Annotated in this window: 17 protein-coding genes; 1 reads left to right on the plus strand and 16 read right to left on the minus strand. The window is 39.6% G+C overall.

The features are described from left to right. Positions 1–42: 42 nt before the first annotated feature. From EIZ39_RS18030 to EIZ39_RS18045, 4 genes are all read right to left on the minus strand, one after another. The gene (locus EIZ39_RS18030; protein WP_164985160.1) at positions 43–1,752 is read right to left on the minus strand and encodes an ATP-binding protein; all 1,710 of its coding nucleotides are present in this window, start codon (positions 1,750–1,752) and stop codon (positions 43–45) included. A gap of 87 nt (positions 1,753–1,839) precedes the next feature. Then, positions 1,840–3,024 (minus strand): Mu transposase C-terminal domain-containing protein, encoded by a 1,185-nt coding sequence (locus EIZ39_RS18035; RefSeq protein ID WP_129201481.1) that lies wholly within the window; start codon positions 3,022–3,024, stop codon positions 1,840–1,842. Continuing rightward, the gene (locus tag EIZ39_RS18040; RefSeq protein WP_129201482.1) at positions 3,017–5,176 is read right to left on the minus strand and encodes a Mu transposase C-terminal domain-containing protein; all 2,160 of its coding nucleotides are present in this window, start codon (positions 5,174–5,176) and stop codon (positions 3,017–3,019) included. The genes EIZ39_RS18035 and EIZ39_RS18040 overlap by 8 nt, the downstream gene beginning before the upstream one ends. Beyond that, the gene (locus EIZ39_RS18045; RefSeq protein WP_129201483.1) at positions 5,176–5,994 is read right to left on the minus strand and encodes a TnsA endonuclease N-terminal domain-containing protein; all 819 of its coding nucleotides are present in this window, start codon (positions 5,992–5,994) and stop codon (positions 5,176–5,178) included. The genes EIZ39_RS18040 and EIZ39_RS18045 overlap by 1 nt, the downstream gene beginning before the upstream one ends. Before the next feature lie 296 nt (positions 5,995–6,290). Between EIZ39_RS18045 and EIZ39_RS18050 the strand changes: the two genes are divergently transcribed. Next, positions 6,291–6,686 carry a helix-turn-helix domain-containing protein gene (locus EIZ39_RS18050; protein WP_129201484.1) on the plus strand — a complete coding sequence of 132 codons (396 nt, stop codon included), beginning with the start codon at positions 6,291–6,293 and terminating at the stop codon, positions 6,684–6,686. Between the two features lie 4 nt (positions 6,687–6,690). Here the strand turns inward: EIZ39_RS18050 and EIZ39_RS27775 are convergent, their stop codons facing one another. From EIZ39_RS27775 to EIZ39_RS18110, 12 genes are all read right to left on the minus strand, one after another. Then, positions 6,691–6,954 carry a helix-turn-helix transcriptional regulator gene (locus tag EIZ39_RS27775; protein WP_129201485.1) on the minus strand — a complete coding sequence of 88 codons (264 nt, stop codon included), beginning with the start codon at positions 6,952–6,954 and terminating at the stop codon, positions 6,691–6,693. Between the two features lie 730 nt (positions 6,955–7,684). Continuing rightward, positions 7,685–7,861, minus strand: a complete 177-nt coding sequence (locus EIZ39_RS18060) for an aspartyl-phosphate phosphatase Spo0E family protein (RefSeq protein ID WP_129201486.1) — start codon at positions 7,859–7,861, stop codon at positions 7,685–7,687. A gap of 258 nt (positions 7,862–8,119) precedes the next feature. Next, positions 8,120–9,544, minus strand: coding sequence for a DDE transposase (locus tag EIZ39_RS18065; protein WP_240675863.1), 1,425 nt, complete (start codon positions 9,542–9,544; stop codon positions 8,120–8,122). A 246-nt stretch (positions 9,545–9,790) separates the two neighbouring features. Further along, positions 9,791–11,080: a TRAP transporter large permease gene (locus EIZ39_RS18070; protein WP_129201487.1), complete on the minus strand. Its 1,290-nt coding sequence runs from the start codon at positions 11,078–11,080 to the stop codon at positions 9,791–9,793. Positions 11,081–11,096: 16 nt separating this feature from the next. Continuing rightward, positions 11,097–11,723, minus strand: a complete 627-nt coding sequence (locus tag EIZ39_RS18075; protein ID WP_164985161.1) for a TRAP transporter small permease — start codon at positions 11,721–11,723, stop codon at positions 11,097–11,099. Positions 11,724–11,785: 62 nt separating this feature from the next. Then, complete coding sequence (locus EIZ39_RS18080; protein WP_205668582.1) at positions 11,786–12,829, minus strand: TRAP transporter substrate-binding protein; 1,044 nt, start codon at positions 12,827–12,829, stop codon at positions 11,786–11,788. A gap of 38 nt (positions 12,830–12,867) precedes the next feature. Beyond that, positions 12,868–13,662: an HpcH/HpaI aldolase family protein gene (locus tag EIZ39_RS18085; RefSeq protein ID WP_129201489.1), complete on the minus strand. Its 795-nt coding sequence runs from the start codon at positions 13,660–13,662 to the stop codon at positions 12,868–12,870. Positions 13,663–13,695: 33 nt separating this feature from the next. Next, a complete protein-coding gene (locus EIZ39_RS18090; protein ID WP_129201490.1) occupies positions 13,696–14,532 on the minus strand; it encodes a class II fructose-bisphosphate aldolase in 837 nt (278 codons plus the stop codon). Between the two features lie 26 nt (positions 14,533–14,558). Further along, positions 14,559–15,263, minus strand: coding sequence for an alpha/beta fold hydrolase (locus EIZ39_RS18095; protein WP_240675864.1), 705 nt, complete (start codon positions 15,261–15,263; stop codon positions 14,559–14,561). An 8-nt stretch (positions 15,264–15,271) separates the two neighbouring features. Continuing rightward, positions 15,272–16,282, minus strand: a complete 1,011-nt coding sequence (locus EIZ39_RS18100) for a LacI family DNA-binding transcriptional regulator (protein WP_129201491.1) — start codon at positions 16,280–16,282, stop codon at positions 15,272–15,274. A gap of 108 nt (positions 16,283–16,390) precedes the next feature. After that, on the minus strand, positions 16,391–17,821 hold the full coding sequence (locus EIZ39_RS18105) for a four-carbon acid sugar kinase family protein (RefSeq protein WP_164985162.1): 1,431 nt from the start codon (positions 17,819–17,821) through the stop codon (positions 16,391–16,393). Positions 17,822–17,901: 80 nt separating this feature from the next. Continuing rightward, positions 17,902–19,008, minus strand: a complete 1,107-nt coding sequence (locus tag EIZ39_RS18110) for a cupin domain-containing protein (RefSeq protein WP_164985163.1) — start codon at positions 19,006–19,008, stop codon at positions 17,902–17,904. Positions 19,009–20,032: the final 1,024 nt, after the last annotated feature.

Below are 20,032 nucleotides of genomic sequence, written 5' to 3' on the forward strand. Positions count from 1 at the left end.
ATGATTTATTACTAGTTTCCCCTCTCCAAATGCAAATTCTCTCTATGATCCTAAGCCAAACAATTCCTCTTTGCTTAGAATATTTCCTCTCTCAAGAAGTTTTTCATATACTTCTTCTTCTCTAATTTCCTTATTTATCACTACCCCCCTGATATCGTTAGGCTCAAGAATTGGATTTACCTTTTTCCTTTTATTAGTGGAATTACTCTTTGTATCTGTACTTGATATAGTATGAGAAGGTATCGCATTAACAACTGCCCTTTTTAGGAAGACCAAGTCCTGTTCCACTTCATGTTCCTTAATCACTTGTTTAGCAATTTGTTCAGCAACATCTAAAGGAGCTCCAAACTCGACCGCTGTTTTTACTAGGTCCATGTACTTGTCATGATCTTGTTTAACTTTCTCTTCTTTGTATATTTGCTTTCTTATTTCTCCTTCCAAATTCACCTTTTCTTTAGATCTCTCGAGAAACTCATTAAAAACATCCCACTTAGGATATAAATCATCAACTAGTAACAATGCTTCCTTTTTATTTTGCTTCATTAACTTTAAGATAGGTTGAACTAATTGCATATCTCGCTTAGCAACATGTTTTAATAAGGATACTGAGATTTGTTCACTCTCACCAATAGCTTCCCACTGTGCTAGCATATAAAGTTTAACTGCAATATCAATAATACCTTGCGATAATTCATACATCGCCTTCTTTAAAGGATCATTCAGCGCTGTCTTCTTGGCAGTCCATTGATATCTCCAAAGTCTTTCAATAAAATAACTCCATTCTTCTCCTTCTATTAGCCTATCAATAATTACATCCCCTTGACCTGTGCTCCTTCTAGCCTGACTAAATGATCCAGATAATATTTTCATGGCCTTAAATGTCCCAATGGCTATGACTGGAACGCCAATTGTATTTATTAGTTGTGTAAAGTAGTTCAGCATTTGCTCGGCTCCACCACTCTTCATGGTACTCAAGTTTTGAATTTCATCAATTACCAGTACACCAAGACCATGGAGGGAGGCAATCTGAGCCATAATTGGTATTAAAACATCTACTGAATTTCTTCCATTGGATACAAACTTTTGAAAATACTTGGTCCCTATAACTGAATCTACCGCCTGAAAAAAATTAATACATAAACCTTTTAAAGAACCATCAAAAGGACAATTTAACTTTAGCCAAACTAACTGTTTAAGAATAAATGGTTGACCATTAAATTGGGAATGATGAATTACCTGTGGATACAGTAATAGTGAACTTTCAATCGCTGTCGTTTTCCCCTGTCCACTTACTCCTACCATTGCAAATGCATTGGCTGTTGATCGTACACCAGCTAAGTTAACCCCGTTATCATCCACACCCTCCTCTAAAAGCTTGTCAAAACCAATATGGAACTGTCTTACAAATTCTGGTGAGAAAGGATTTCTAGCTTTATATCCATGTCTCAATAGTCTTGATAATCTTTGTTCTACTCTTAAATGAAAAGGGAGAGTTTCAACATAATCAGCAATTTCCTGCACAAGATGAAGCCGAGTCTGTTTTCCAAGTTTTCTATGTTCATCTTGGTACTTTGGATATCTGGCTATTTTTAAGGCTACATACTCCTCCTCAAAAATTGGGGGAAGTGCCTCTATAAATGGGTTCCCGCAATGACTATCAATAGTTTGTTGAGAGTAATTCGCTTCAATTTGACTTCCTCTTAAGCTTGGTGTAAAGTTGTAGTTCAAATTTTTTTCTGGTTTTCTAGCCATTAGGTCTTCCCCATTCATTTAAATTCTTACATCTCTTTACTTTTTTTCAATCCTTTTATTCTCAACTTATTTCGTGCGCATGATGCTTTAATTCCTTTTTATGTTCTGTAAACTTCGGTCAAATAAATTACATGTTTTTTCCTCCTCTGATTTTACAATTGCGTATAATTTCTCATTAAGTTCTAATTCGGATTGTAATCCAGTAGACAACATATATAAGCTGCGATCTAATTTTTCCTCATTTTGTTTTTCTTTAATTTCTTCCAAACTTAAATCTCTAAAACGAGTTGATTTTTCAAGTAAATGACATTTAACAAATCCCAGCCCGTCCTTTGTTTTAATGTAAACATAATTCATACATCTTTTATCATAAGAAATCTTGATCTTCATTGATTTTCCTCTTACAAACCATTCTTGATCGACTAATTCTTCACTTCCAAAATACATTCCTTGAAAATATACCCCATTACGACTAGCTGTAACTGAAGCCTCCGGAAGTACATTGAGTCCTTCGATATCAAGAGGTATGTCTTTTAAGTAATGATTACGACCTACCCCCCAGTTCCATAATTCCCTAGGAATCGGTCTCACTTTGTCGATTGAAAGGGCCTTGTCTAAAGGATAATCATCCATATAGTGGAAATTATTATGATGAAGCACCATTTCAACTAACAAACGTGTAAACCCTTTTATAGTCAGTTTTGCTTCCAAAACAAAATCCGTTTCACCGCGTTTCTGGTACTCTTTTTTCACTGCACCTGGCATCCATTCTTGACACATAAGACCTATGGCCCGGAATTTCTTCTCAATAAACTCCTTTAGTGGAGTGTACGGCGGTGTGTTTTTTATTTTCACATCAATTCCTCTTACCATGAAACCTGCATTATGACTTTCCATTTCTCCACGATCTGCGTATATGTATTTAGGTAGATAATGGCAAGGCCAATCATCCTCAGAAATCATTACACCTAACTCTGCACAATATTCAACTTTATCAGCAACCGTATTCTCAATTGCCATCATCATTCCCAGCTCAGAAGGTCCCTCAATTCCAACATATATCCCTACAATCATACAACTCCAGACATCTACGACCATATAAACCACGGGTCTTCCTATAATTTGTTTATAATCATAAGAACTAACTAGATATACATCAGCTGTAGTTGACTCCACCATAAAAATTTGGCCTACTCCCTGAGATCTACCTTTAGAATCCCTATCACATTTATTAAGACTAGTCTGATTTCCAAATCCTAAATTCTTATTCATATGTCCTGTTTCCTTTAGTTATAGTTGATAGAAATCCTAATTTTGATCTTGGAATATATACATCTTCTGCCTCTGCTGAGTCAGATTGTTTATCTACCTGTTTATCATTAGGTGACAATTCAAAATACTGTTCTTTTCGTATTTTCTCTCGCTCAGCCTTCTTGTTATATTTAATGTTCGCTTTTCTCTCTAATTTTGTCAGGTTTGTATCAATTGCCTGATTTGTTTTTTGCTCTTCTGACTTTACAATTGCTTCTAATTTGGCATTCAGTTCTACTTGGGATTGTAATTCAGTAGACAGATACAAGCTGCGATCAATTTTTTCCTCATTTTGTATCTCTTTAATTTCTTCCAAACTCAAATCTCTAAAACGAGATGATTTTTCAAGCAAGTGACATTTGACAAATCCCAACCCATCTTCCGCCTTAATGTATATATGATTCATACAACGTCTATCGTAAGCAATCTTGATTTTCACTGAATTCCCTCTTATAAACCATCCTTGATCAACTAATTCCTCGTTTCCAAAATACATCCCTTGAAAATATACTCCATCACGACTAGCTGTGACTGTAGCCTCCGGTAGTACATTAAGTCTCAGAATGTCAAGAGGTATCTCTTTTAAATAATGATTACGCGCTACACCCCAATTCCATAGCTCCCTAGGAATTGCTCTCACTTTGTCAATAGAAAGCGCCTTGTCTAAAGGGTAATGCTCCATATAGTGAAAATTATTATGATGAAGCACCATTTCAATTAACAAACGTGTAAACCCTTTTATAGTCAGTTTTGCGTCCAAAACATAATCAGTTCCACCGCGTTTCTGGTACTCTTTTTTTACTGCACCTGGCATCCATGGCTGTAACGTAAGATTTATAGTGAGAAATTTTTGCTCAATAATCCCCTTTAGGTCTGGTCGGTACGGAGGTGTGTTTTTTATTTTCACACCAATTGCCCTTGCCAAAGAATCGGCATGGTGACTTTCCATCTCTCCACGATCTGCATAAATGTACTCAGGAAGGTGATGACAAGGCCATTCATCCTCTGTTATATCTATACCTAACTGGGTGCAGAATGCTACTTTATCAGCGGCAGTGTTTTCAATAGCCATCGTCATTCCCTGCCAAGAAGGTCCTTCGAGACCAACGTACAACCCTACGATCATATGACTCCAAACATCTACAACCATATAAACGACCGGTCTTCCAATAATTTGGTTGGGATCATCTGAACTAACTAAATATACATCAGCTATTGTTGCATCAACTTCAAAGATTTGACCTGGTCCGTTTGCTCTTCTTGTTTCAGAACCTAGAACCGGTCTAAAATCGCGGTTAAAAGTGGTCTCCCCTTCTCTTGAAATCAGTGTTCTTCGTTGATTTCGTTTCTTACGAAGATGGTATCGAAACTGAGCTAGGCTAGGCAATTGATACTCAGGTGGAATGATAGGAATCTCAACGCCATTCTTTGTAGTTGTTCCAACTGAATAATATTTGGAAAGCATCCTAACATACGCAAATTTAACTGAATCCTTTTTTGTACTATCATAAAACTCTGAAAGAGCTGCATCAAAAATTTTTCTAGTTGTCTCTGTTACTTTGACCCCAGCATAATCCGGATCTATTATCTTGGTTTTTCTTGGTCTCCCCATTTTTTGTTTTGGTTCCTTATTTTTACCTCTCCCGCCACAATTGCCAAACCGGGGAACTAATGCATTTTCTGTTTTCCCACCCATCCAGTAGTACCTAAAATACTTATAAAGAAATTTTTTGCCTACTTTTTTGGACTCGCAAATTTTTCGTATTATTTCATAACGTTGTTTAGGATCAAAAATTTGTGGTTCTAAATTTATATAATCCTTGATTAACGACCAAGCATGATCTCTGAATGAAATCTCCTTCTCGCTTAACTGATTTTCTGGAACCATATACCGGCCATATGGGTCCCAATCTAACTTAGAGCATCTCCCATTGATCAAATCATATTCTAATGCATCCAGTGACTTGAAAACCGGCACTCCCCTTTTTTCATCCATGATTGAAATGGTAACCACACTATTAGACTCTTTTGATATCCATAATATCCTTTCAATTAATATCACTTCCAACTTGTCATCTCTGTATTCTATAATGTTGTTGATAAATAGCTTCATTATTCCAATATCTTTCTAACTACTCTTACTGGGGTCAAAGAGGGCGTAAGGACACTTTTCATATCTATCTCCCATCGACGGTTTGCAACAAGATACCTTAAGATATACATCGATGTACCTGGTGGCAAATCTGAAGATTCATCGAAACACATGGTAATGTCAGTACAAGGCTTTGTCTTTTCCTGTAGTGCTTCATACAAATATGGCTCAATTCCATCGACTAAATCCGTATTTAAATGGGGCATCCCTAACAATGTCTTTGCTGAATGTACCCATTTCACATTTTCTACCAAAATTCTGTCTATTTGCCTCTCTGTTACTAGCCTCCAGCTAATACCCTCATCCTCAAAAAATCGACGTTCAATCTCCAATTTTTCCAAGACTCTTTTGCTAATTTTGGATTTGGGTTTAATTGAATGTGCTTGGAAATGTATTTCATCACCTCTTTTAACTGTCAATAACATGTCTGTTGTCATTACAACCGATTGATGTGTTTTAGGATGGGTCGGATGTTTGACACCTAGCTTTTCGGCAATGAACATTGTTTTTTCTATAGGCAATAGTGGAAACTGCTCACGTATGTCTAAAACATTTGTTGCCCATTCCATTTGAAAAAAGTGAGCCAACTCATAATGCTCTGATAGAAAATGATGCAATCTTCCGCTCTTCCATCCTAATACCCTAGTAACCACACCTTTAGATGGAACATCATGAATTGTTAACCATGGCTTATATTCTGAAAAGTGTCCTTTCCCTCGACCTTCCTTAAGCTTTCGTTCAATCCAACTGCTATTTATTAGTCGTTTCCTTTTTGCCATGAGACCTCCGCTGATCTAAACATGATCCAAAGTATCAATGTTCTTTTTAACCTCGTATTTTCTAAAAATCCTCGTTAAATTAATTATTGCGAAGTAACCTTCCTTCAATAACATTTCTCGCTATACTTCCTAATAGCACATTCTACCCAATAAAAGCCTTTTAGTAAACAGAACATTACTATTATATTAAAATGTTGCATTTAGTTTACAAAAATTTAAATGTTACGTAATGTAGATTTTTCTAAATAAAGCAGATAAAATGATAGTTACTTTGCTTACAATGAGGAGCCAATTCAATGGAAAACAATCTTGGAGTATTCCTTAAAAAACTACGTGGAAAAAGAAGTCTTAGAGAGATTAGTTCAATAAGTGGTTTAAGTCATACTTATATTCGAGACCTTGAACTCGGGTATAACAGAACTACAAACTCTCCTATGAAACCATCAATGGATTCTCTAAAACGCTTGGCTAAAGCATATAATTTTCCTTATGAAGAGTTACTTAAAAAAGCGGGATATGTTGACAACGAATCTGGTTTCATTGAATTGGAGGGAAATAAGGTACCTAATGACATTTCTTTACTTTTAAATGGGGGCTACGATCTTACATTTGAGGGACATAAGCTCTCCGATAACGATAAAAACATCATATATGATATTCTAAATTCGATTTTTATAAAGTACTCTAGATAAACGTTTATTTCTTCTCTTTGCTTTTCAATAGATCCAAACTCCTTTTAAGATATGGATAAGAGAAAGTATCCCGAAACAAGACAGATATGTGTATATTAAGTGCATCAGCCATTTTGTGCGCAGTTTCCAAACGAGGTTTGACATGACCATTTAGTATTCTTGAACAAGCCCAATATGATACGCCACAACTAAAACTAAATTCACGTAGAGTTAATTCCCTTTCTGCCAAGGTAATACGTAATCGATTCCTATATGTATTTTTCTCCATAACTATATGGTTAACCTCCTCAAACTAACTTTATTTAAGGCTATGATTATTCTGGACATGTTAATGCTAAAGTTCGAAAATCCGAACAGTAAAAAAACAATAGACCCTCCAATTTTGACGAGGGTCTATTATCACTATCTCCCTTTAACAAATACAACAATCCAGATGAATTAAGAAATTTAATAAAAATAATTTATAACAGAATAATAATTTGTCCAATACAAGTCACCATTTTGTCTATCAAAAGCTATACCACCTGTTTCACTATTGTCTGTTAATATATCAATAGCGGTGGGCAAACTTGTTGACATATCAGCTTTTTATATTCCATTATTTGTTACAGCATATAGATTGTTTGAGGAATCAAATGTAAGACCGTAAACACCATCGAATAAAGCATTGTAACTATGAACTGGGTTACTATTGATATCCGTATAAACTCGAACATACCCACTATTGTTACAGCCAACATAAACCTTATCTGATGAATCAACAGCTACAGCAGTAGGCCCACCTTTGTCACCACACATGGCTCCAGTATTTAAGTTAGCTTTAACCTCTATCCATCGCCTTTTGGCACAATATCCAAAAGTTCCACTCAAAGACACTTCGGATGGGATTCAGGCAGGCTACTGTTTTGTATTCATTTTCGTGCTCTTAACTTTAGCTGAGTACTGGATTGCTACTCCCCTTGTTAACGAAAGCAGAGAAATCGCACTCACTACCCTATTCAGCTTATTTCCCTTGCCATAACAGCCAATATTCGTTGATAATTGTAGATTAAGCCATCCAATTCCTGACTTACTTGTAATACCTCAGGATTGGATAATCCTTTTTTTTTTGCAAGCTCATGTAGGTATTCCCTTTTCTTTTCTATTAAAATTTGGAGTAAGATATTTGACAACATAGTCATTCTCCTATAGATTGTAAGCTAACGATCTTGCAAAGGAATATATAATCAATAGACTCTCGGAATTAAGTTCTTAGTTCTGGGTGGTCTGGAGAGTAGAAAATTCAAATTGGCTCTCCGATCTTCATATTGAAAGAGGCGTTTTAAAAAAGTGCATACCAAATAGACGTCACGAGTAGGTTTTTTAAAAAATTAGGCAGCTGGAGAAGTGGTAAACCAATGGTCTATCGAAGGAAGGGAACTTTTCTTTGCCTCTTACAACCAAGCATCTGCATGCTGACACATCGCAATGAGGTAGACTCGAATGGTCCAATGGCGGGAACTTCTCCCTCTAGAGGCTTCTAACTTGTAATCCACCTTCTGTCGTTTGATACACCGTTCGACTCCGGTTCGGAGAGCATACCGTTCTCTCCACTCCTTACTGTCACGGCGAATGCGTGGGAATAGCCTGGGATTATCCTTGGTTGACGTGTAAAACGTTCTTCCATAATCGGAAGGAGAACAAGGATGAGGACATTCCCATTTGCCGACTTTGGCTGGGCAACGCCATTTTGTCCGATGACGACCGGAACACTTGCCCCATTTGTTCATTTTGCGACGAATGGGGCAGATCCGCACACCATCGGAGCCGATTTCCATTTCATTGTATACCCACTTGCCGGAGCCTCTCCGATTTAAGTCGATGATGGCGGCAACCTCATCTTGCTCCAGCAAGGTATAGATAGGGAAAGCGTCGTGGGCGGAATCCAAGATCGCCTCCCCCATTTTCCAAGATTTGTACCAATGACGAAGTTCACGGTAGCCACAAATCCAGGAAACGGAATCGTGTCGACTGGCTTTAAACAATCGAGGATAGACGGGCAAGTTATACGAACTGTCTGCCGCACAGAACATGTAGAGGGTTCGACCATAGTAGTACTTTTCCCGGTAACTATAAGAACCGTAATCGGCGTCAGGATCTGAAAACTGGCGATCACAGGAACACTTCCAAATTCCCGTTTTCCTACAATCGCAGAGAAATTCCCCAGTGTCCACCGGGGTACCATCGCCAATGACGCTTAACAATTGGGTATTTCCTAATAGCCCTTTGGTCGCAGAGAGCAACACGAATAGCGTTTGAAAGAGCTCTTGGAGTCGATCATGTGCCTTGGATGCGTAGTGGATCTGGTTAGAGCGAAGGGCACGTTTCACAAGCTTTTCCGTAATCTTTGGGTTTTTGGGTTCCTGCTTCTCATTCTTTTTCCCTTTCTTTCTCGGCTTTCGAAGCTTGCGTTTCATCCTCTTGGTCAGATAAGGAGAATCGGCCATCCAGAGACGGTGGAAAAAGTCGCAGAACGTACCGACACCCGGCGTCTTTCCGGGGGAAAATCCGCTGAGAATGGCATAGACCGGAGTAATTCTCATGGTGTAGATCCATTGATCTACACTCAAGTGAAGCTTGGTCATCAACAATGTGCTTCGAAGAAGATTAGCTGGATCATGAGGTTTCCTTCCTTGGGATTTCGTTGAGTAACGGTCCTTCATGAGCAGAGCTGTAGGAGACAGATCCATGGAAGTCATCCAGAGAATGGTTTCCACAAAGAAGTCTTGTAGAAAGTGGATCGAATCTCCATAGTGTTCATTTAACGTTTGAGTCACAAATTGTAGATAGTCATGATGAGAACGCGCAGTAGGAATCATGGCAATCACCCCATCGTCCGTAGTAGGCAGTACACCTTCCCGGCAATTTTGTAGGGTGTTGGTTTTGTCAAGAGGAAAATTTGTTCTCACCTCCTTTTTGGAGGTGAAACAATAAAAGGCCCTAGTCAAAAGACTAGAGCCATCAAGGAAAATTTAATTCCGAGAGTCTTAGATCATCCTAGAGAGGTGCCCAAAATACCAATAAATATATAAAACGTCACCAATGGAAGCACCATTTGGGGTGTACTAAACCGGTATATTTAATAGTTTCGGTAGCGCTAATGAAATCTCCGGTATAAAAGTAACCAATAGTAATACAACAATCATAACCACAATCCAAGGGAATATCGCTTTAACGAGATCATCAAATTTAATATGACTTATCTTACTAGCCATAAATAAGTTGGCTCCAAGAGGTGGCGTAATAAAACCAATCGATAAATTAAGAATCATGATTAGTCCGAAATGTATGGGATTTACATCCAAAGCCATAACAATAGGAAGAAGTATAGGTGTAAGAATAATAATAGCAGAATTGGTTTCCATAAATGTCCCAACAATGAGTAGAAGAATTGTAATCAATATTAATATTATGATTTTGTCTGTAGTGATATTTAAGATAAAGTCAGCAATTGTAATCGGCACTTGTGTGATGGTAAGGATACGACCGAATCCTGCTGAAATCCCAATAATAACAATCACTGCGGCACATAATAAACAGGCGTTAAAGCCAATAAACGGAAGCTCACGCATTTTCACTTCTTTATAGATGAAAACACTAACAATAATTCCGTATAGACATGCTACTGCCGCCGCTTCCGTCGGGGTAAAAATCCCCCCATATATCCCCCCCAGAATGATTACAGGAACCATTAGGGATGGAATTGCATCCTTGAAAATGGAAACTACTTCTCTTATCGTATATATACGCTGATCACCCTTATAGCCGTTTTTTTTAGCATAGTAAAGGGTATAGATAATTAAGGCCACTCCAACTAACAACCCTGGACCTATTCCTGCAGTAAACATCCCAGTAACCGAAACTCCAGCAGCAACCGCGTAAATGATCATCGGTATGCTTGGTGGGATAAGAACACCAACAGTTCCAGCTGTGGCGACAAGAGAACCGGCAAAAGGCTTGTTATAGCTTTTGGATACCATGGCTGGAATCATAATCATCCCAATCGCTGCTACGGTAGCCGAACCAGATCCCGATATTGCGGCAAAAAATAAGCAGGCAACAATGGAAATTACCCCCAAGCTACCAGTCCATCTACCGAAGAACACGCTTGCTAAATTCAATAATCGTTTAGATATTCCCCCTCTCCCCATTATGTCACCTGCGAAGGCAAATAAGGGAACTGCTAAAAGCGGAAAGGAATTAAGTCCCTGAATCATCGTTTGGGTAAAAGCTTCCATACTCATGGGCTGAACCCCATAAATCGTAACAATCGAGGCCAGTCCAAGGGCTATGGCGATAGGTACAGACATCGCCAAGAATAGAAGCAAACTTCCGAATAACAAAGCCACTGTCATCTTATATCCTCCTCTTTCAATTTGGCCTTTCAGCAGGTTCCGTACTTTTTATGTTTGTATTTGATATAAGACCATTAACTTTTTCACTTGCCTCTCCCTTAGGTACCAGGCAATGATCAACCGCTCCAGAATAGACTTCCCCCCCATTTTCAAAGTACTCCATGGGCTTGGAAAAATGCTTCAACTTCCAAACGATACTTTGAACTAGTCGCATGAGGATAAGAAGAAAACCAACGACCCCTGCGCCGTAGAGAATATTCATGGAAACATTTAAGGATACCGCTCGGTCATTAAATTCAAGAGCGGATTGACAGATTTTAATGGCTGATAGAAATATTACGACAGAAAAGCCGATAAACAAAAAGTCTGACAATATCATGATGGCTTTCTGCGTTTTTTCATTTAATTTTCCGATTACTAAAGATACTTTAATGTGCCCTTGTGTGCGAGTCACATAAGATATACTGAAATACATCAACCAAACAAAGATAAATCTGGCTACTTCCTCTGCCCATGAAAAACCTGTATTGAATCCAAATCGCAAGAGAACCTGAACGGTAATCAATATCATCATGGCGTAAAATAGCACAGACATGACTATAGGCTCAAAGTTTCTATCTAACCAGACCAATAGACTTTTCATTATGCTCAGCTCCTTTGGAATTGCCATATAAACTGATGTTTATATGGCAATCACCCAGATGATTATTTTCTTTCTGCTTTTACTTCAGCCATGACCATATCATAGACATCTTGACCGGCTTTTCCTATGATATCCGCTTTTATAGCTTCGTTCATCACTTTGCCCAACTTTTGTCGTTCTTCTAAAGCAACCTCATTGATCTTAATCCCTAGCTTCGATAGATTCCCCAAAGTTTCTTGTTCTTTTTTAGCCATCAATTCTCTTTGCAGACCAATCGTAGCTTTTGCTTCCGCTTCAATCATCTGCTTATCCTCCGGAGATAACCCGTCCATAAACTTTTTGTTGGCATACCACATATAGTTAGTGTAGATATGCTTAGTTAAAGACCAATATTTCTGTGCTTCATAGAACTTCGCTTCCTGAAAACTTGTCGTCGCACTTTCTTGTCCATCGATAAGGTTTTGCTGCAGGGAAGTAAACACTTCCGACCAAGCTAGATTTGTTAAGGAAACCCCTAGGGATTCCCAAGCCTTGATCTGAATCGGGTTATAGCCTCTTATCTTCAGTCCCTTTAAATCTTCAACTGTTTGAATTGGTCTTTTGCTATTCGAGAAGTTTCTAAACCCTATTTCCATGTAGCCTAATCCTGTAAGTCCCAAGTTTTCTAAAGGTTTCAGCAACTCTCTGCCAGCTTTTCCATCTAGCACTCTATGTGCATGGGCTTCATCATCAAATAAATAATAACTGTCCCAAACGGCAAATTGAGGAATGTTCTGGGGAAAAAGAGCGGTTGCACCCAGACTCATTTCAATGTCTCCGCGACGCACTTGATCCATCATCTCGTTCACACTGCCTAACTGAGCTCCTGGGAAAATTGTAACCTCAATTCTTCCTTGTGATTTTTCCTCTACCGCCTTTTCAAATTCTTGCAAGGCATGGTGAGTGGGGTGTTGAATACTACTGTCGTGACCAATGCGAATCTCGATTTTTTCATTCTTTGAAGATTCGTTCCCACTGCTTTCCATATTGGATTGGGCACAACCTGCAAATAATCCACAAACAAGAACCATCGATGTTAACTTAGCCAACGCTTTTCTTCTCAACATGTTTACCCTCCATTAAATATAATAAATAGTTCCAGCTATTAGCGATTAGGGTAGCTATTATTAAAAATTTGAATATTTTCTAATGCTAATTTTCCGAGGGAAACACTGTCCGACATCACGACAACGAGATTGTAACCCTTTTCATATAGAGATAAGGCTTGTTCTATACTACCAGCAACTGTACCGAGAAACTTCCCAGAGTTTAGGACAGTCTTTTCCACCACGGCAATCGCATCCTGTACTTCTTTTTGGGATGGGTTACAAAAATATCCCATGGACGTGGCTAAATCCATCGGCCCGATAAACACCCCATCAAGACCTTCTACAGCCACGATCTCCTCAATATTGCTTATCGCTTCAGGCGATTCAGCCGCTATCATTACTAAAGTTTGTTCATTCGCATGCTCTAGGTAGTCTTTACCGTTCATGCCAAAACCGCCCGCCCTTGGACTAGGAGCAATCCCCCGGATACCTTGAGGAGGATACTTGACTGCAGCTACAGCTTTCTTCGCCTCCTCGGCTGTTCCAACTTGAGGAACCAGAATGCCATAGGCACCTGCATCCAACACTCGTTTGATCGTTACAAAGTCATTCCAAGGTGTCCTTACAAAAGGAACTACATTGTAAGCATTTAGCGCTTGACATTGACTGACCAGCGTCATGATATCCCCCGGTGCATGCTCCATATCAATCAATGCCCAATCGAATCCTGCTTTACCAAAAATTTCAGCAGTAAGCGGACTAGCTAATTGCAACCAGGCTCCTACTGTTTTTTTATTATCTTTTAACAACCACTTTGGTTTATTAAAAAAAGTTTCATCTCTTTTCAGCAAAGATTTGACCTCCTTTATTAAAATTATATTTTTTTAAATGTTCGAAAATAAACGAACAAATCTGGTCATAGAGTTCTCAATCACTTCTTGCATCTCTTCCATGATTACTGAAAGATGAAGACCTGGCTTATCATTCAATTGTCTTGTCAAAAAGGATACAGCCTCCATCGAAATTTCTGTATTAACATTAATCTTGCAAATGCCCCTTTCTATGACTTGCTTGAGGATCTCATCAGGGGTGTCAGATCCACCATGAAGAACCAATGGAACATGGACCCGTTCGCGAATCTGCTCTAATCGTTTTAAATCAATTTTAGGTTTCGTCACATACATACCATGAACCGTCCCAATAGCCGCGGCCAAAAAATCCACATTCGTCTCGTTAACAAACTCTTCTGCGAGTCGGGGATCGGTTAAGATTCCATTTCCTTCCTCCTCATCAGAAAAAGCCCCCTTGGCCAAAGAGCCAATCTCCGCTTCAATAGAAACACCTGCTAAATGAGCGATTTCTGCCATGTCTTTGGTTAAACGAACATTCTCTTCAAATGAAAAGCTTGACCCATCATACATCACCGATGTAAAACCACTGCGAATGGCACGAAGGATCGACTGTTTTTGATAAGCATGATCTAAATGGAGAGCAATCGGAGCCGTTGTTTTTTGGGCTACCGTTTGGATGAAGGAAGCAAACCCTTCCACATCTACGGATGAAAAGTAACGTTCTCCTACGGCTAAGATCACCGGATTTTTTTCCCTGTTCGCTACGTTAATTGCCGCTTGGGCCGTTTCCAGGCTATACACGCTAAATGCTGCGACAGCATACCGATTTTTTTGAGCATCCTGTAAAATAGATGTCGTATCGACTAACAAGATAATACCTCCTGCTGGATGGATGTTTAGGAGATCAGCCAATTTCGCATGGCCGCGGAAACCGCTTCTGGTTGTTCCAATGTGCTCATATGACCACATTGCTCAATCTCTACTAGATTGGCATAAGAGATCTTTTCTTTCATTTCCATATGGATATCTACAGGACATAGACGATCCTCTCTTCCTACGATGAGTAGCGTCTGGCAACGTATGTTTGGCAATACGTCAAAACCATTCGGTTTGGTCATGACAGCCTTCAACTGATTAATATAGGCTTCTTTTCCTACTTTTTCGGCCATATCTATAATGTTGGATGATAAAGTTTCTATTAAAGGATGGGCTTCATAAAGGAGGTTTGGTAAAAATTTTTCTCGAACGACCGTCGAAAATTCACCACAGCTCACCCTCTTTATAAGCGGACCCCAAATATCCATTTGTTCCGCCCTAGGGGGCTGAGCCGTTGTATCCAATAAAGCTAGCTTCAACACGCGCTCCGGTGCTTGGCGCATGATTTCTATCGCTACAATCCCTCCTAAAGATAACCCTGCGAGGGCAAACCTGTCTGGAGCCTGCTCCAACATGTGCCTCGCCATTCCTTTAATGGTAGGTTGCGTGGTCACATCTCCCACCGTTATCTCTGCCAGATCAGATAGATGGTCTATTTGATGAGCCCAAAGTTGTTCGTTGCAAAGCGTCCCAGGCAGTAAAAGAAGCGGTGTTTTAGCCATCATTTCAGCTCTTACTCCCCCTTTAACTTTTCCCCGCAGGATTCCCGGACCACTAGATGATCCTCCAGAATAATATGGGGTCGATCGATCTTTTCTTGCTTGATCTTTTTAAGAAGAAATTCCATGGCCCTCTTCCCGATTTCAAATCGCGGCTGGTGGATGGTTGTTAATCGTGGTGTGGTAAAGCTGGACATTTCCACATCGTCAAAACCAACTACTGCAATATCCTCCGGTACCCGCAATCCTGCATCTTGAACCGCTTTTAAAGCGCCGATTGCTACATTGTCGTTTCCCCCATAGATGGCCGCGGGAAGCTTCTCGAAGCTTAGAAGCTTTTGGGCCGCTAAATAGCCGTCTTCGAATTGATATCCGCCTTCTTGAATTAGCGATTCCTCAACAGGTATCCCGTGCTGATACAAGGCCTGTTTATATCCTGACAAACGGGTTTGACTTTGCAAACGTCTCATATCTCCTGTAATATGGGCAATACGCCGATGACCCAGGCTGATAAGATGGTTCGTAATTTTCCGGCTTGCACTTTCATTATCGATGGAAATGGAAGGGATATCCGGATCGGGTATATAATCAAAAGCCAACACAATCGGGCTGTTTTGATGGATCTTTTCAATCGTTGAATTGACATCTATACCCGCTGTCGTAAGGATCACCCCATCCACCCGATTCTCAAGGATCAGATCAATGTATTCTTTTTCTTTATCCGCCTCTCCATCTGTACTTCCAATTAACAAATAGTAGCCGGCTTCCCGAGCGACGTCCTCGATCCCTCGAATAAATTCAGCAAAAAATGGATTTTTAATATTAATCATCAAGACTACAATAATATTGCTTTGGGCCATCCTTAAGGTGCGAGCGGCGCTGTTAGGCTTATAGCCGAGTTCTTCCATCGCCTTCATCACACGCTCTTTTGTTTTTTCATTTACATTATTTTCATTGGATGTTACCCTTGAAACGGTAGCTATCGATACGTTAGCTAGTTTCGCCACATCGTGAATTGTTGCCATAACCTCATATCCTTTCAAATAAATCGACCATGTAAAGGTTTACATGTATTATATCATACCTGCTCGATTTATTGAAATTACCAGTTAAAACAATATATTGTGTTTTCTTTAAGCTAGCTGTTCCACAAGCTCCACTAAGGTAGAATCGTCTCCCACGTTACCCGGAAACACAATATACGGCATATGAGGAAACTTCGCCTCTTCTCCTGTCAGCCAAACCGGAATGCCTGCAGCCGCCTGTCCGATTACATTCGCCATTTGAATACCGAGACCGATCGTAGCCACATCACTGGACGTAATCCCCCCCTTAGCAAGGATAAATTTCGGTGCTACCTGCAAAGTTTGGATAACTTTAGTGAGGGCTTGGGACACATGTTGGCTGATTTTTAGGTTGTCATCTTGATTTTTAGCGACAATAAGCTCTCGGCTGGTGTAGACCACAACCGTTTTTCCCGAACCGATCAAAACATTAATTTCAGCTTGTACGCGATCTATTTCCGCGTCTCTTTTTTCCGGAAGAAGTAACCACTGAACGCTGATCTCCAAGGGGGTTACTTGTCTGCTTCCTAATAATCGCTGGAGCTGGTTCGTAGTTTTCTGAACATGAGATCCAACGATAACCAAGCCCCCTTTATCATCCTGCCCCGTTTTTATCATCTGTTCTTTGGACAAGTAGGCTTGATCCTCTATACCAGCATAAGACTTGATAAAGGAAGAGGCCGTCCGGTAAATAAATCTTTTTCCTTGATTCTCCGCTTGTAGAAGAGCTAAGGATAAAACATCTAGATCTTCATAACAGAGGGCATTGACGATAATGGGTTGGTTTTCTTTTGCAGCTAGCAAAAGATTCATTACGCTATCCGGACCTTTTCTAAGCGTCTCAATTGATATTCTGGTGCACTGCTCTTTTTTGATGCGACCCTTTGTTTTTTCTTCTACCCATTCACACAGATGACTTTTTTCAAATCCAAAAGCTTTGTCCTTAGAAAATTCCGTTTGGCTGATCGGAGTAAGACGATTCCCTTCTTTTATATAGTGGGTATCATCATACGTATAACGTTGTCCTTCGAAAAAGGCCGGGATGATTAAATGCGCATCGATCGGATCCTTGATCGCCTGATTCCATTCCTCAACAGCGACGTCAATTTCTAAAGGATAGTGCCCACGGAGGGTGGAATCCCCTCGGTTAATTAAGGCAAAAGAACAGCCCTGTTCTTTTGCCACCTCCGTCAGGTTTTTAAGGATCTCTCGATTCATCTCCTCTGCTTTTCCAGGCTCAAAACTTCTAGTATTCGTTAGAATATAAAAAATGAAGTCCGCCTGCTGAAACGCTTTCCGTAGTAGATCTATATCCCATCGGGTTAGGACAAGTAGGTCGTGAACGGTTTGCGTGCCAGTTGGATCATCATCCAACACAATGACTTTTCGGTTCAGTTGCTTATTTAAGGACTTGATTTTTTGTCGAGCATTTTCTGCTGTCCAGGGTAATGGCAATATTTCCTTCAGCTGTTCCAATCCTAATCGAGATGGTTGAATCACAGTTCTCTTCCCTCCAGCCATTTCCTTGTTCAAACCTTATATGTTTATCCTAAGCCCTGAATTAGGGCTTAGGATAATGGCTACTCTCTTATTAAACGACCATGTTCGTCCAGTTCCATCTTATTCTTTTTGGCTTCCTCAATAACCGACTCAGTCCATTGAAGAGGCACCCATTCATCACCGCCGCTGACCACATAAAGGAAACCCGTTTCCTTCCCTACATTTCTAATGCTTCGAATCAGATTTTTCGGCACGGACATCACATCTTTTTCCGTCAAAACAATTTCGTCTTCTTTACCTTCTAAACTCCAAGAAACCTTCCATTCCCCTTTGTAAACGATTAGGACTTGTGATGTAGACTGACTACACGAGCTTAATCCGTTTCCAGGTTCGGCTTCCAGCAATTCAAGACTGAAAGAATGTGGATTTGTAATAAGCGTAGGGCGGTTTGGATCGGTTGAGATCCCTGGTCCGATAATTCCATACGTTAACTTCTTTCCACCTTCCGAAAGACAATCCAAGAAGGCCTCCTTATACGGAAAACGATCCTTAAAACAGAATACGCGGGCATTCATTTCTTCCTGAGTCACCTTGCGAATTTTGGCTAACTCTTCCTGAATCATCGGCTCGATGACTTTTGCCTCCTCAGGAATGGTCACCCCCTGGGCCGTATCAATCAATCGACCATCTTCTAAGAGAACTAGACCATAATCTTTTGCATCTCGCAGGACCTGTGGCCCCCACGTCACTTTTTTCGGGTCATCCTCACCTAAGATAGAAAACAGAAAACCATCATCTGATCCAATATTCTTAAATCCTCGGAAGATATGTGTCGGAAGTGAAATGACATCCCCTTCAGTTAAAATCGCTTCTCCGTCGGTCCCCTCATTCCCCCAAATAAAGCGCCAGGTTCCTTTAGCTACAATAAAGACTTCTGCCGTTTGATGAAGGTGCAACGAATTGATACATCCATTTGGCATGGCAGCGGCCCCAATGTTAAATCCATGTGGTTCTATAAGATTGATAAAGCGGTTAGGATTCTCTGAAACACCAGGCCCAATGATACAATAGTTTTCCTTTTTATCAGAGCCTGGCGTGCGAGCATCGATAAATGCCGTCTTATCCGCTACAAAATCCTCTTTTCGAATGACCCTCTTTAATATTTCCTCTGTACTCAACGTCTTCACTACCATTCTCCTTCCTTTTCTGTCTACAATAATGTTGCAATGTTAATTAGCATCAGTATGTTACCAACTTTCTGAAATCATTGTACTTGGTAATGTAAAGCTTTACAACTATTTTTTTAGATTTAATTATAGGAGTCTCAATAAATTTTCATTAAACCTTGATTTATAAAGGTTTAATGAAAATTTATTGAGATCTAACTGTTTGAAACTAACTATAAAAATGTAAATGTTTACACAAAAACCTACATCAGTCTGAAAATTTATTTCAAGAACAATAGACGATATTAAAAATTATGGGTATATAAATTATCAATGGAACTTTTGGTAACTCCGAATGGATGTAACAAATAAATAATTAACAGATGTTCCGTGGAGATATTATTTGAGGATTCAAAGTAGGTTTTAGAAATTCGATAATCCATACTCAACATAGGAGGTATTTATTTATGGATATTTTAACAATTTGAATGTATATCGCTTAACGGGAATACCTAGACCTTGGGTGACATTGACGTTATCCTATGACTTGAGGTTTTTCAGTAAACACCAGGAACAGCCCAAGCCGATGACCCCCCCAAAAATAAACAGGGAAGAAATAGTAGATAAAGATTATCCATAGGTTTAATTTTTTCATTTCGCCTCGTATAATAGAAACGGAAGCATCGAGGAGTAGTTCTCCAGTATTACGCTTATAAATCTAACGCAATGACGCTTGGATTGAACAAACTTTAAGTCCCACAGGATCATTAAACAACCTCCCTCGCGCAGTCGATTGGTGTGAACCCACCCCTTGCCTGAATCGTCAACAAGTACAAAGGAACATCCTCTTCAAAAGAAGAGATCTTTTACAATTTAGGTTCCATTTTATTTCCCGTAAGAGTCACTTTATCTTTTGCTTGTTTAGCACGCCTTAAATTTAGCATCTTTTTTCCCGATCCCTCTCTTCTTCATATCAACGGCCATTTGGAAATCACTTCATTAAGCAGTTTTAAAAAACAAGAATCCTTGTTAAAAGGATTCAGCG

This window comes from Ammoniphilus sp. CFH 90114 (assembly GCF_004123195.1).
Lineage (GTDB): Bacteria > Bacillota > Bacilli > Aneurinibacillales > RAOX-1 > YIM-78166.

Bases quoted from the DNA above. Each gene is read 5' to 3' on its own strand.
- EIZ39_RS18070 (WP_129201487.1), bottom strand. From the start codon at position 11,080: ATGACAGTGGCTTTGTTATTCGGAAGTTTGCTTCTATTCTTGGCGATG.
- EIZ39_RS18060 (WP_129201486.1), bottom strand. From the start codon at position 7,861: ATGTTGTCAAATATCTTACTCCAAATTTTAATAGAAAAGAAAAGGGAA.
- EIZ39_RS18035 (WP_129201481.1), bottom strand. From the start codon at position 3,024: ATGAATAAGAATTTAGGATTTGGAAATCAGACTAGTCTTAATAAATGT.
- EIZ39_RS18075 (WP_164985161.1), bottom strand. From the start codon at position 11,723: ATGAAAAGTCTATTGGTCTGGTTAGATAGAAACTTTGAGCCTATAGTC.
- EIZ39_RS18030 (WP_164985160.1), bottom strand. From the start codon at position 1,752: ATGGCTAGAAAACCAGAAAAAAATTTGAACTACAACTTTACACCAAGC.
- EIZ39_RS18095 (WP_240675864.1), bottom strand. From the start codon at position 15,263: ATGATGGCTAAAACACCGCTTCTTTTACTGCCTGGGACGCTTTGCAAC.
- EIZ39_RS27775 (WP_129201485.1), bottom strand. From the start codon at position 6,954: ATGGAGAAAAATACATATAGGAATCGATTACGTATTACCTTGGCAGAA.
- EIZ39_RS18050 (WP_129201484.1), top strand. From the start codon at position 6,291: ATGGAAAACAATCTTGGAGTATTCCTTAAAAAACTACGTGGAAAAAGA.
- EIZ39_RS18080 (WP_205668582.1), bottom strand. From the start codon at position 12,829: ATGTTGAGAAGAAAAGCGTTGGCTAAGTTAACATCGATGGTTCTTGTT.
- EIZ39_RS18045 (WP_129201483.1), bottom strand. From the start codon at position 5,994: ATGGCAAAAAGGAAACGACTAATAAATAGCAGTTGGATTGAACGAAAG.
- EIZ39_RS18065 (WP_240675863.1), bottom strand. From the start codon at position 9,544: ATGATTCCTACTGCGCGTTCTCATCATGACTATCTACAATTTGTGACT.
- EIZ39_RS18040 (WP_129201482.1), bottom strand. From the start codon at position 5,176: ATGAAGCTATTTATCAACAACATTATAGAATACAGAGATGACAAGTTG.
- EIZ39_RS18100 (WP_129201491.1), bottom strand. From the start codon at position 16,282: ATGGCAACAATTCACGATGTGGCGAAACTAGCTAACGTATCGATAGCT.